Origin of the sequence: Agathobaculum sp. LCP25S3_E8 (assembly GCF_052117165.1) — a bacterium.
Classification (GTDB): domain Bacteria; phylum Bacillota; class Clostridia; order Oscillospirales; family Butyricicoccaceae; genus Agathobaculum.
On record NZ_JBQKJR010000075.1, the window covers coordinates 1 to 11,671 of the forward strand.

The 11,671-nt window shown below is 43.7% G+C and carries 16 protein-coding genes; 10 read left to right on the forward strand and 6 right to left on the reverse strand.

The annotated features are described in order from the left end of the window. Positions 1 to 1,037: 1,037 nt before the first annotated feature. Complete coding sequence (locus ACTQ34_RS16215; protein ID WP_441364703.1) at positions 1,038 to 1,736, forward strand: ATP-binding protein; 699 nt, start codon at positions 1,038 to 1,040, stop codon at positions 1,734 to 1,736. Here the strand turns inward: ACTQ34_RS16215 and ACTQ34_RS16220 are convergent. From ACTQ34_RS16220 to ACTQ34_RS16240, 5 genes are all read right to left on the reverse strand, one after another. Then, positions 1,720 to 3,231 carry a recombinase family protein gene (locus ACTQ34_RS16220; RefSeq protein ID WP_007215987.1) on the reverse strand — a complete coding sequence of 504 codons (1,512 nt, stop codon included), beginning with the start codon at positions 3,229 to 3,231 and terminating at the stop codon, positions 1,720 to 1,722. The two genes, ACTQ34_RS16215 and ACTQ34_RS16220, sit on opposite strands and share 17 nt — an antisense overlap. Positions 3,232 to 3,321: 90 nt before the next feature. Beyond that, entirely contained in the window at positions 3,322 to 3,537 is a 216-nt protein-coding gene (locus ACTQ34_RS16225) for a hypothetical protein (RefSeq protein WP_007215986.1), read from the reverse strand. Further along, entirely contained in the window at positions 3,521 to 4,465 is a 945-nt protein-coding gene (gene mobV / locus ACTQ34_RS16230) for a MobV family relaxase (protein WP_007215985.1), read from the reverse strand. The genes ACTQ34_RS16225 and mobV overlap by 17 nt, the downstream gene beginning before the upstream one ends. A gap of 183 nt (positions 4,466 to 4,648) precedes the next feature. Then, positions 4,649 to 5,044 (reverse strand): replication initiator protein A, encoded by a 396-nt coding sequence (locus ACTQ34_RS16235; RefSeq protein WP_007215984.1) that lies wholly within the window; start codon positions 5,042 to 5,044, stop codon positions 4,649 to 4,651. A gap of 110 nt (positions 5,045 to 5,154) precedes the next feature. Next, positions 5,155 to 5,568, reverse strand: coding sequence for a cysteine-rich VLP domain-containing protein (locus ACTQ34_RS16240; RefSeq protein ID WP_007215983.1), 414 nt, complete (start codon positions 5,566 to 5,568; stop codon positions 5,155 to 5,157). Between the two features lie 470 nt (positions 5,569 to 6,038). On the opposite strand from ACTQ34_RS16240, the gene ACTQ34_RS16245 reads away from it, so the two are divergent. From ACTQ34_RS16245 to ACTQ34_RS16285, 9 genes are all read left to right on the forward strand, one after another. Continuing rightward, the gene (locus tag ACTQ34_RS16245; RefSeq protein WP_007834095.1) at positions 6,039 to 6,839 is read left to right on the forward strand and encodes a helix-turn-helix domain-containing protein; all 801 of its coding nucleotides are present in this window, start codon (positions 6,039 to 6,041) and stop codon (positions 6,837 to 6,839) included. Positions 6,840 to 7,100: 261 nt separating this feature from the next. Then, positions 7,101 to 7,646 (forward strand): AAA family ATPase, encoded by a 546-nt coding sequence (locus tag ACTQ34_RS16250; protein ID WP_007215980.1) that lies wholly within the window; start codon positions 7,101 to 7,103, stop codon positions 7,644 to 7,646. 96 nt (positions 7,647 to 7,742) lie between these two features. Continuing rightward, positions 7,743 to 8,558 (forward strand): class I SAM-dependent methyltransferase, encoded by an 816-nt coding sequence (locus ACTQ34_RS16255; RefSeq protein ID WP_021416142.1) that lies wholly within the window; start codon positions 7,743 to 7,745, stop codon positions 8,556 to 8,558. Between the two features lie 35 nt (positions 8,559 to 8,593). Continuing rightward, complete coding sequence (erm(B), locus tag ACTQ34_RS16260) at positions 8,594 to 9,331, forward strand: 23S rRNA (adenine(2058)-N(6))-methyltransferase Erm(B) (RefSeq protein WP_002292226.1); 738 nt, start codon at positions 8,594 to 8,596, stop codon at positions 9,329 to 9,331. A gap of 145 nt (positions 9,332 to 9,476) precedes the next feature. Then, positions 9,477 to 9,755 (forward strand): topoisomerase C-terminal repeat-containing protein, encoded by a 279-nt coding sequence (locus ACTQ34_RS16265; RefSeq protein WP_074118312.1) that lies wholly within the window; start codon positions 9,477 to 9,479, stop codon positions 9,753 to 9,755. A 155-nt stretch (positions 9,756 to 9,910) separates the two neighbouring features. Then, complete coding sequence (locus tag ACTQ34_RS16270) at positions 9,911 to 10,120, forward strand: peptide-binding protein (protein ID WP_000527317.1); 210 nt, start codon at positions 9,911 to 9,913, stop codon at positions 10,118 to 10,120. Between the two features lie 16 nt (positions 10,121 to 10,136). Beyond that, on the forward strand, positions 10,137 to 10,409 hold the full coding sequence (locus ACTQ34_RS16275; protein WP_000301765.1) for an antitoxin: 273 nt from the start codon (positions 10,137 to 10,139) through the stop codon (positions 10,407 to 10,409). Between the two features lies 1 nt (position 10,410). Then, the gene (locus ACTQ34_RS16280) at positions 10,411 to 11,277 is read left to right on the forward strand and encodes a methyltransferase domain-containing protein (RefSeq protein WP_007857419.1); all 867 of its coding nucleotides are present in this window, start codon (positions 10,411 to 10,413) and stop codon (positions 11,275 to 11,277) included. 44 nt (positions 11,278 to 11,321) lie between these two features. Further along, positions 11,322 to 11,513 carry an aspartate/glutamate racemase family protein gene (locus tag ACTQ34_RS16285; protein WP_370751961.1) on the forward strand — a complete coding sequence of 64 codons (192 nt, stop codon included), beginning with the start codon at positions 11,322 to 11,324 and terminating at the stop codon, positions 11,511 to 11,513. Between the two features lie 78 nt (positions 11,514 to 11,591). Here the strand turns inward: ACTQ34_RS16285 and ACTQ34_RS16290 are convergent. Continuing rightward, the coding region (locus ACTQ34_RS16290; protein ID WP_441364704.1) for an IS3 family transposase at positions 11,592 to 11,671 on the reverse strand (80 nt) is incomplete at its 5' end.

Sequence of the window (11,671 nt, forward strand, 5' to 3'; positions counted from 1 at the left end):
GGTTGTGGAAGGAGAAGTCTTCTCCATTCATGTTTGTACTTTTTTGGCCTTTATACGCCAGAAACCCGGCTTATGCCTGACGCATAGGCCGGGTTTCTCGACAGACTGAAACCCGTTATTTCTTTCGAAATAACGGGTTTTTGTGGAGCTTGCGGCCGAACTCGAACCGGCGACCTGCGCATTACGAATGCAGAAATCATAACTTTTTTAGCGTTAATTCTTTCATTTTAATGCGATTATTTATAATTTTACAACTTTTATAGTCTGTTATTGAAATTGGCGACAGTTGTTTTCAATAGCATAAACACCAAATAAACACCAGCTCGCCGGTTTGGAACCACGAGGCCGCAGGTTCGGGCCGCAGACTTCAGGAAACCCGGAAAGCCTTGAGACACCTGGCCTGACAACACTTTCACCCTCGCCGGTAACTGGTCAAAAATTGGCGTTGACCACATGTTTGACCTCAATTGGATAACTTCATATCCGGGTGTAGCGCAGTTAGTAGTGCGCTTGCTTTGTGCATATCGTCGCCTCCTTTTGGCAAACGAACAATATCATAGAAAGAGGGAAATAGCCACTAAATAACGGAAATAAATTAAAAGAGGACCGGACGCATCCGATCCCCTTAAGTATGCTCCGTAGAGACATACCACAATTCACACTTATACTATTTATGCGAAAATACAAGAATTATTTGCTTTTATTAAATTTTTTCAGCGCAACAATCTTGGTATTGTTATCTGTACGAATAATCTGGTTATATACACTAATAGGAATTTCTTTCTGTGTTTTTCTAACCATATTTGAGAAGTATATGTACATTACAGATCTATAGAGAATATCGCAATGACTCCGCTTTTTCTCGATTTGCACAAGTCATTGTTTTGACTTCTGCAACTATATAAACAGGACAAATCTCTAAACACCGTGCTACTTATCTTATCACAGTTTGAAACGCTTTTATTGGAATTGTTTGGGTTGCCATTTAAAAAAATATCTAATATAATAGTTGCGAATAAATATTAGGGGGCAGACAAGTGAAAAAGGAACTGTGTGTAAAAAGCCAGAGTATAGAGACATCTGGTATTACAAAAGATTATAAGGAAGCCCTCTGCGAATATATTTGGAACGGGTTTGAGGCAAACGCCATGAATGTATCTGTTACCTTCACAAGCAATAGCTTAGGGGGTATCGAATCAGTTATTATCCAAGACGATGGTGATGGAATTTGCTTTGAAACAATAGATGATACCTTTGGCACTTTTTTAGCTTCTAATAAGAACAGTCTTTCTTTACAATTAAAATCTAAAGCAAATAAAGGAAAAGGTCGCTTTTCATGCTATGCTTTTGCGCGAAGAGCAACATGGAAAACTGTTGCCAATAGCAATGGTAAAAAAGTGGCCTATTCTATTTCAATAAACGATGAAAACAAAAATGTGTATGATATTTCAGAACCTACCCCAATTGATGCAGATACAGGTACAGTTGTAACTATTACTGGAATTGATAATCTGCACCAAGAAGATATGTCATATGAAGTTTTAGCCGAGTGCTTGCTCAAAACCTTTGCATGGTATCTTTATCTAAACAGAAATAAGGGGATTTCTCTGACAGTAAATGGGGTAGCGGTTGACTTTACAAAATATATTAACACTGAGGCAAAGTACAGTTTACAAGGGACTACACAGGGTAACGGTCTGACGGGAGGATTACCGCCCGTCAGATTTTCCATGTAATGTTCAAGCTGTCGCTTGTGGCGGCAACGGTGGTAATCATCAAATCCACCACCCGCCGCTTGTCGTCAAAGGATACATCGTCCCATGTGTCGAGGTAGCCGGAAATCTGGTTGACCTGTCCCGGGCTGATGGTTTCCACCGTCAGCTCGGCTATCTGCTTCACAAGTTCCTGCTTGCGCCCGTCCAGTTCCGCTATCTTCACATTCACATAGGAGAGCAGGACATTGTTCGCGCCCGTCAGACTGTCCACCAGCTTTTCAATCTCGCTGTCCACATGGAGAAGCTCTACTTGCAGGGCGGCGATTTTGGGATTGGCCTTTGCCGCTTTCTTCCTGCCCGTCAGCGTCTTGTGCTTTTCCAGCTTCTTCACCATCTGCTGGTAAACCACCGCTTCCAGTTCGGAAGTGATGATTTTCCCACAGCCCGGACAGCTTTTATTGTCCAGCCGTTTCGTACAGCGGAGATATTGCCTGCCGGACGGATTGAAGATACTCATAAGCGCATATCCGCAGTTCCCGCACTTGATTTTCCCCGCCAGCCATGTGTGGGTGGCTTTTCGGGCGGACTGGATTTTCATGTTGTTCATCAGCTTCTTGCGGCAAGCCAGCCATATATCCGCCGGAACAATGCCCTCATGGGGAGCCAGCACCAGCATTTGGTCTTTCAAGTCGTTTTTCTTGCTGGGCTTCACATCCCGCCCCTGATACAGATAACAGCCGTTTGTCCCCGTAAAGTCGGCGGCGTCATTGACGATAACCGTACCCTGACTTTTGAAAAATTCGTACACATCCAAGTCCGCCTGCACATAGACGGGATTGCGTAACATCTGCGCCAGTGTGGGGCGTATCAGTTCCTTGCCGTAGAACAAAATCCCCTGTTCGGCAAAGTACCGGGTAATGTCCCCGTAAGAGGTTGTGGGCTGGGCGTACATCTCAAATATCAGCCGGATATTGGCCGCTTCGTCCGGGTTTACCACCAGCTTCTTTGTGTTGATACCGTCCATTTTGATAGGCTCGGTGTGGAAGCCGTAAGGGGCTTTCCCGCCCATCTTGAAGCCCCGCTGACTGCGGGAGTAGTAAGCGTCTGTCACCCGCTTCTGTATCGTTTCCCGTTCAAGCTGGGCGAACACGATACAGATATTCAGCATAGCCCGCCCCATCGGGGTGGAGGTATCAAACTTCTCCGTAGAGGACACAAACTCCACATCGTACTGCTGGAACAGTTCCATCATGTTGGCAAAGTCCAGAATGGAACGGCTGATACGGTCAAGTTTGTAAACAATGACCTTTGCAATCAAGCCCCGCTTAATATCCCGCACCAGTTCCTGAAACTTCGGGCGGTCTGTGTTCTTGCCGCTGTACCCTTTGTCTGTGTATTCCTTACAGTTCCCGCCTTTCAATTCGTATTTGCAAAACTCAATCTGGCTTTCAATGGAAATGCTGTCCTTTTTGTCTACCGATTGCCTTGCATAGATCGCGTCTATCCTGTTATTCATTTTGTCGCTCCTTTTCTTAAAAAGAAACGGAGCTGCTGACAGTTCTATTATACCGCCAGCAGCCCCGCAAATCAACGATGGCTTCGGGATTTATGCCCCGGCTTCCTCTTTCTGCCGCTTATCGGCATATTTGCGGAACACCTCATAAAGCTGCTGCTCCAGTTCCCGGCGTTTGGTCGCTTCCTGCTCCGGCGTGAACACCGGGGAGAGGTTTTCCAGCGTGATTTCCTTTCCCTGAAAAGTCACGACTTCTGTTTCCTTTTTGTATCTGATATTGTTACTTATAAAATCACCTTTCCTTTCCATACTGCCGCTGCTGCCGTTTCAGTTCCGCCAGTATATCCGGCGGGATACGGTCAACCAGCCTTTGCATATCGTGCAGTTCGCTTTCCAGCTTTGCCCGCTCCATGCGGTCTTTGATTTTGCCGCTCTCGCTGGCTCTGGCTCGTGCTTCCAGCTTCTCATTTTCTGCCAGCAGGTCATTGATTGTGACCTTGTACTTTTTCAACTGCCCGGAGAAATTCTCCATCTGCGGGAACCACTTTTTCAGCATGGAGAGGGCTTCCTCTTTTTTCTTTCCGGCGTTCAGCGGGTTAATGCCGTCCAGTGTGGCTTCAATGGCTCTTGCCTGCCGGGAGAGGGAAACCGCCTGTTTGAAAAGCCGGGTGGGGATATGCTTCCGGCCTGTCTTGCTGGCGCTTTCCCCACGCTCCAAGTCGGGATATTTCTCCACCATGTAGGCGTGAAAATCATCCTGCCACTTCGTCAGGTTTGCCCGGTTGCCGATAATCTCCTTAGCGCACAGGCGGTTGTCCTTTGTCAGCGGAACAAAGGTCAAATGCAGGTGGGGCGTTTTCTCGTCCATGTGTACCACCGCCGACACGATATTTTCCCGCCCTACCCGGTGGGTGAGGAAATCCGCCGCCCTCTGGAAAAACGCCTGTATCTCCTTTGGGGATTTCCCCTTGAAAAACTCCGGGCTGGCGGTTATCAGCGTATCGACAAACCGTGTGCTGTCCTTGCGGGTTCGGCACCCGGCCTGCTCAATCCGGCTCTGAATGAAGTGGTAATAGCGTCCCTCCGGCTTGACGATATGGAAGTTGTATTTGCTCCGGCTGGTGTCAATATCAGGGTTGCTGGCGTATTGGTCTTTCTGCCGTTCGTGATGGGCTTCCAGCGGCCTTGCCGGGTTGCCCTTGTGCTTCTCAAAACGCAAAATTGCGTGCTGTGCCATTCTGCTCCTTTCCCCATTCCTTTCCTATCCGGGGTTTTCCACAGGGAAAATCCCGCAGAAAATAGCTCGGATAGGATTGGAATGGATAGAATATAAATCAATCTTTTTAATCTTTGTATTTCTATATACCGTCCGGTTTTCGTACTTCTCAGGAGTGATTTCCGTACTTCATGGGTACGGTTTTCAGCCCTCCGGCGTACCAGAACGGGATTTCTTGAAGTCGGTGTTCGGAACCGCTTCATAGGATTTTGGGAAAATGCGGTTGGGTTTTCCACAGCCCTGCTTCTGGATCTCCACCAGTCCGGCATATTGCAGTTCCCGCATGGTATTTACCGCTTTCTGCCGCCCACAGCGGAGCAGGTCAACTACCTCGCAGATGGGATAGTACAGGTAAATCCGCCCGTACTCGTCCGCCCACCCATTCTTGCGGGATAACTCTGTCCGGCGCAGGATAAAGGCGTACAACACCTTTGCCTCGTTGGACAGGGGCTTGAATGTAGGGGCTTCAAAGAGAAAATTCGGGAGCCGGGTGAAGCTGAACGCCTGTTCCGGCTGGTGAATGTAAATCGTGTTTGTCATATCGTGTTTTGTGGACGGTTAGAAGCCCGTTTTCCGGGGCGGGCGATACTTTATACCACCTGCCCCGGTTTGGGGCCTGCGAAGCCTTATAAATCAAGGCTTTTCCGCTCCTAACTGTCCACAGCAGACCTCCTTTTCCGTTCACTTTCTGTTTTCTGCCGCCTGTGAACTCTGGCGGCGCAGTCCGGGCAGTATTTAGCCCGGTTGGATTTGGGGACGAACACGCCGCCGCAAACCGCACAGCGTTTCATGTCCTTATCCCGGAAAATCTCCGCTTTCAGCGTCCCGTCCAGCGGCAAGACCGCCCAGCGGAACCACTTACAGCAGACCGAGAAAGAAACCGTCTGCGGGCAGGTGCAGGCGTCCCCATCGTCAAGGACAATGCAGTTGCCGTCCTCACAGCAACAGCACTCCCGGCGTATCAGGCTGGCCGCCTGTTTCTTCTGCGCCGGTGTCATGCGGTAAAGGGAACCGTCCGGCCTGCGTTCCAGCGGCGGCAAGTCTTTATAGGGGTTATCTCTCATGCGTTCCCTCCATTTTGCTTTCCATTGCCGTTCTCCCCGAAAAGGTTTCCTGCCTCGTCGTCGCAAGCTGCGTATCGCTCGTTTCGCCGCAAGCGGCAAAACTCACTCGCTCCGCTGCTCCTCCTCTCCCCACAAAGCCATGCGGCTTTGCGGGGGCCCCGACAATAGCGGCGTATTCCGGCGTTGGCACGCTCCCCGCAGCTTCGGGACGTTTTGTCCCGAAGTGACCTCTGGACAAAGTGTCCAAAAGTCCGGCTCCTGGCGGTGCTTCCCCAGCCGTGGTATTCTCTTTTCGGACGGTCATTCTGTTTTCAAGGTGCTGTCCATCGATGAACTACCCTAAGTCTACACGAAAAAAATGCAAATCCCGGCTTTTTGCGAGAATTGCATTTTGATGAAGTTTACACTTTGGAAATTGCATTTTTGCAATTATCTTGTATAATGGAAGTATGCGGAGGAGGTGCGTGTCTATGGCTTTACCCGGAACACCCGGACAGCGGATTTCCGATTTATGCAACGGGAACCACATCACACAAAAGGAACTTGCGGAGAAGATAGGCGTTTCCGCTTCCCAATTGAGCCGCATTGTCAGCGGCGAAACAAGAACGGTAAGCAGTGATATTCTCATAGGTGTGGCAAAGGAATTTAAGGTATCGACAGACTACATACTGGGCTTGTCTACCGTGAGCGTCCGTAAAAGTTACGATATTTCTGAATTAGGCTTGTCAGAGGGGGCCGTGAGGGGGCTTGTGACGGGTGCTGTTGATGTGCAAATCCTCAACCGTCTGTTGGAACACAGGAATTTTCCCAAGCTGATAGATTTGATACGGATTTATTTTCAGGATACGGCGGCAAAGGGCATAACAGCAAGAAACCAGCTTATCGAGATGGCAACGGCTTCCCTGTCCGACCTGATGAAAGAACACCCGGAACACCGGGCAGAAGCGAAGCAGGATTTACAGCTTTTGAACGCCCAAAAGATGGGGGAACATGAAGCGGAGATTGAAAAAATCAAAAATGTGTTCCTGGCTATCCTGCGGGACATTAAGAAAGACATAGACAACGGGGAACAGCCGGGAGAAGCTGTGACCGCCGCTATGTTCCAAGCCATGCGGGACGCACTGGCGGAACAGAAACAAAAACCGCTTTCCATTGACGATGTAACGGCGATGATAGCCGGACAGATTGGACAGCTTGCGCCGATGGACGAGGAAACCGCCGACCTGTTTCAGCGGTTAGTAAAGAAAATGATTGAACAGGCAGAGAAATAAATGTAGGAGAATATTAGAAAATGGGAAAAAGCAACTCGTACTATATGCAGCTTCATGTAGAAGCACTGTTTACAATGAATGAAAAGAACGAACTTATGACTATAAGGGAACCATGGGACTCCACTTCACAGCCGGCTCCCCGCTTCTATTTGACAAGACCACTTTACGAAAAACCACATACTTATTTTCGTGCTGACGTACCGAAAGAATTATGATATAATGAGTTATCAACAAATCAAAATTTGTGGAGGTAAAATATAGATGAATCAAGGAAGAATTATTGTGATTACAGGCTCACCGGGGACAGGAAAAACAACAACTGCGTCAATTGTCGCAAAGGAATCAGATATGGATAAATCAGTGCATATGCACACCGATGACTTTTTTCATTACTTAAGCAAAGGCGCAATACCACCACATTTGCCAGAATCCAACGAGCAAAATCTGGTTGTCATTGAAGCCTTTTTAGAAGCTGCAAAGCGATATGCTCGTGGCGGATATGATGTAATTGTAGATGGGATTGTCGGGCCATGGTTTTTGGAGCCATGGAAAGCTCTTGTTCGGGAACATTATGAGGTGCATTATATTATTTTAAGGGCAAGTAAGGAAGAAACCTTAAAGCGGGCTGTTGAACGCTCAAAGTTAGACCGAAAAACAAATATCGAATTGGTAGAAACAATGTGGGAGCAATTTTGCAATCTGGGAATATATGAATCGAATGTTGTAGATACGACCAATTATTCCATTCAAGAAACTGTTTCCGCAGTACAAGAAAAAATCGCAAGTAGGGCAGCATTGTTGTCTTAGATTGTTTTGGTGCAATTCCCATTTATCGAGCAGATGAAGTTGGGGAGCCGCCTGGAGGCGGCGGTGCCGAAGGATAAAATAGGAGATGTTAAGGTTATGAATAATGAATACGATAATGAGAAGTTTTTTGAAGAATATGCAAAGATGTCCCGCAGTAAAGAGGGGTTAAAAGCTGCTGGTGAATGGCATCAATTAAAACCTTTGTTTCCTTCGTTAGAAGGAAAATCTGTTCTTGACTTGGGGTGCGGATATGGCTGGCACTGCAAGTTCGCAGAAGAACAAGGAGCTACAAAAATATTAGGGATCGATTTAAGTAAGAAAATGATTGAGGAAGCCCAAAAGCGCAATTCAGGAAATCAAATTGAATATCGTATTAGCGGATTAGAGGAATATGACTATCCAGAAAATGAATGGGATTGTGTTATATCTAATTTAGCTCTGCACTATATAGAGGACATAGTGGAAATATTTCAAAAAGTGTATAGGACATTAAAACCAGGTGGAATTTTTCTTTTTAATATCGAACACCCTGTTTTTACCGCAGGAGTTGGGCAGGATTGGATTTATACAGATGATGGGAAACCGCAATATTGGGCGATTGATAATTACTTTATAACAGGAGAACGAAATACACATTTTTTAGGATGTGATGTAGTAAAACAACATCACACACTTACACAGATTATAATGGGATTGCTGAACAATGGGTTTGAGCTTAAAGTTGTAGAGGAAGCAGACTTTTTAGAAGAATTTGATCCACGCTATAACGAAGAAGGTGTATCAGAACTTGATGAACAATTTGAGCGGTTGCCAGACGGACACGAAGCAAAACGCAGTTACTATTTAGGCTTCCGACAAGCACAAAGTGAAGCAAGACCAAACATTGTTATTAGTCTATTGAAGTTAAATTAGATGCTAAAAATTTGTAATTAAGAAGGAGTGATTACATGAACAAAAATATAAAATATTCTCAAAACTTTTTAACGAGTGAAAAAGTACTCAACCAAATAATAAAACAATTGAATTTAAAAGAAACCGATACCGTTTACGAAATTGGAACAGGTAAAGGGCATTTAACGACGAAACTGGCTAAAATAAGTAAACAGGTAACGTCTATTGAATTAGACAGTCATCTATTCAACTTATCGTCAGAAAAATTAAAACTGAATACTCGTGTCACTTTAATTCACCAAGATATTCTACAGTTTCAATTCCCTAACAAACAGAGGTATAAAATTGTTGGGAGTATTCCTTACCATTTAAGCACACAAATTATTAAAAAAGTGGTTTTTGAAAGCCATGCGTCTGACATCTATCTGATTGTTGAAGAAGGATTCTACAAGCGTACCTTGGATATTCACCGAACACTAGGGTTGCTCTTGCACACTCAAGTCTCGATTCAGCAATTGCTTAAGCTGCCAGCGGAATGCTTTCATCCTAAACCAAAAGTAAACAGTGTCTTAATAAAACTTACCCGCCATACCACAGATGTTCCAGATAAATATTGGAAGCTATATACGTACTTTGTTTCAAAATGGGTCAATCGAGAATATCGTCAACTGTTTACTAAAAATCAGTTTCATCAAGCAATGAAACACGCCAAAGTAAACAATTTAAGTACCGTTACTTATGAGCAAGTATTGTCTATTTTTAATAGTTATCTATTATTTAACGGGAGGAAATAATTCTATGAGTCGCTTTTGTAAATTTGGAAAGTTACACGTTACTAAAGGGAATGTAGATAAATTATTAGGTATACTACTGACAGCTTCCAAGGAGCTAAAGAGGTCCCTAGCGCCTACGGGGAATTTGTATCGATAAGGGGTACAAATTCCCACTAAGCGCTCGGGACCCCTTGTAGGAAAATGTCCTAAGTGTGGCAACAATATTGTATTAAAAAAATCGTTTTATGGTTGTTCAAATTATCCTGAATGTACCTTCACTTTAGCTGAACATTTTAGAAAGAAAAAACTCACCAAAACAAATGTAAAAGAATTACTAGAGGGAAAAGAAACCCTGGTAAAAGGAATCAAAACGAAAGATAGAAAGTCCTACAATGCCGTTGTAAAAATCGGAGAAAAGGGATATATTGATTTTATCTATGTATGAGAACGTATTTTTTGAAATGCTTGAGCGAATCATTCAATTAGAAAACGAAAAAGAATAGAATCACAAATCACAAGTGATTAATCACAAATCACTTGTGATTTGTGATTGTTGATGATAAAATAAGAGTAAGAAGAAATAGAAAGAAGTGAGTGGTTGTGGGAAATTTAGGCGCACAAAAAGCAAAACGAAATGATACACCAATCAGTGCAAAAAAAGATATTATGGGGGATAAGACGGTTCGTGTTCGTGCTGACTTGCACCATATTATAAAAATCGAAACAGCAAAGAATGGCGGAAACGTAAAAGAAGTTATGGATAAAGCCTTAGAAGAATATATTCGGAAATATTTACCTGACAAACTTTAAAAGGAGTGAAAATGAAATGGCAGTTACTTATGAAAAAACATTTGAAATAGAGATCATTAACGAATTATCGGCAAGCGTTTATAATCGAGTATTAAACTATGTTTTGAATCATGAATTAAATAAAAATGACTCTCAATTATTGGAAGTCAATTTATTAAACCAATTAAAGCTTGCAAAACGTGTAAATCTTTTTGATTATTCTTTAGAAGAATTACAAGCCGTTCATGAGTATTGGCGGTCAATGAATCGCTATTCAAAACAAGTTTTGAATAAAGAGAAAGTGGCTTAATATGGCAAATATAGTCAATTTTACTGACAAACAATTTGAAAATCGCTTAAATGATAATTTAGAAGAATTGGTTCAAGGAAAAAAAGCGGTTGAATCGCCAACCGCTTTTTTACTTGGTGGGCAACCAGGGTCAGGGAAAACGAGTTTGCGATCAGCAATTCTTGAAGAAACACAAGGGAATGTTATTGTCATTGATAAAGAGGGGTTAAAAGCTGCTGGTGAATGGCATCAATTAAAACCTTTGTTTCCTTCGTTAGAAGGAAAATCTGTTCTTGACTTGGGGTGCGGATATGGCTGGCACTGCAAGTTCGCAGAAGAACAAGGAGCTACAAAAATATTAGGGATCGATTTAAGTAAGAAAATGATTGAGGAAGCCCAAAAGCGCAATTCAGGAAATCAAATTGAATATCGTATTAGCGGATTAGAGGAATATGACTATCCAGAAAATGAATGGGATTGTGTTATATCTAATTTAGCTCTGCACTATATAGAGGACATAGTGGAAATATTTCAAAAAGTGTATAGGACATTAAAACCAGGTGGAATTTTTCTTTTTAATATCGAACACCCTGTTTTTACCGCAGGAGTTGGGCAGGATTGGATTTATACAGATGATGGGAAACCGCAATATTGGGCGATTGATAATTACTTTATAACAGGAGAACGAAATACACATTTTTTAGGATGTGATGTAGTAAAACAACATCACACACTTACACAGATTATAATGGGATTGCTGAACAATGGGTTTGAGCTTAAAGTTGTAGAGGAAGCAGAACCGCCTAAAGAGATGATGGATATTCCGGGTATGGAAGATGAACTTCGCCGCCCGATGATGTTACTTGTAAAGGCGATAGCGAAAAAATAATATCTCTATTAGGAAAACTGATATACCCCAATTTAGAGAATGGCATAGTAATTCCTAGTGATAAAGAGAAAATGATTGCACTGGCAAATAAATACATTGAAAAAGAAAATGTAGATGCACTCATTCTCGCCTGTACGGAGCTGCCACTTGCCATAAAGCCCGAAGATGTTAATGTGCCAATCGTGAATACAACCCAAGTACATATCAATGCAATTTACCAATATGCAATTCGATAAAAATAGCAAAGCCAGCCGAGCCAGTCAACGGTCAAGATGAACGGCGCATTGAAGTGCTCCCCAAAAGTTGGACAAAAGTTATGCGGCAAAGCCATTTTGAATTCTGTATTGGACAGGACTTAACCCATTCAATTTTTCTTTGATTCGGTTATGGTTAT

What these genes read in the sequence shown, in the direction of transcription:
- ACTQ34_RS16245 (WP_007834095.1), top strand. Translation starts at nt 6,039, where the DNA reads ATGGCTTTACCCGGAACACCCGGACAGCGGATTTCCGATTTATGCAAC.
- ACTQ34_RS16275 (WP_000301765.1), top strand. Translation starts at nt 10,137, where the DNA reads ATGGCAGTTACTTATGAAAAAACATTTGAAATAGAGATCATTAACGAA.
- ACTQ34_RS16235 (WP_007215984.1), bottom strand. Translation starts at nt 5,044, where the DNA reads ATGACAAACACGATTTACATTCACCAGCCGGAACAGGCGTTCAGCTTC.
- ACTQ34_RS16225 (WP_007215986.1), bottom strand. Translation starts at nt 3,537, where the DNA reads ATGGAAAGGAAAGGTGATTTTATAAGTAACAATATCAGATACAAAAAG.
- ACTQ34_RS16255 (WP_021416142.1), top strand. Translation starts at nt 7,743, where the DNA reads ATGAATAATGAATACGATAATGAGAAGTTTTTTGAAGAATATGCAAAG.
- ACTQ34_RS16280 (WP_007857419.1), top strand. Translation starts at nt 10,411, where the DNA reads ATGGCAAATATAGTCAATTTTACTGACAAACAATTTGAAAATCGCTTA.
- ACTQ34_RS16240 (WP_007215983.1), bottom strand. Translation starts at nt 5,568, where the DNA reads ATGAGAGATAACCCCTATAAAGACTTGCCGCCGCTGGAACGCAGGCCG.
- ACTQ34_RS16250 (WP_007215980.1), top strand. Translation starts at nt 7,101, where the DNA reads ATGAATCAAGGAAGAATTATTGTGATTACAGGCTCACCGGGGACAGGA.
- ACTQ34_RS16220 (WP_007215987.1), bottom strand. Translation starts at nt 3,231, where the DNA reads ATGAATAACAGGATAGACGCGATCTATGCAAGGCAATCGGTAGACAAA.
- mobV (WP_007215985.1), bottom strand. Translation starts at nt 4,465, where the DNA reads ATGGCACAGCACGCAATTTTGCGTTTTGAGAAGCACAAGGGCAACCCG.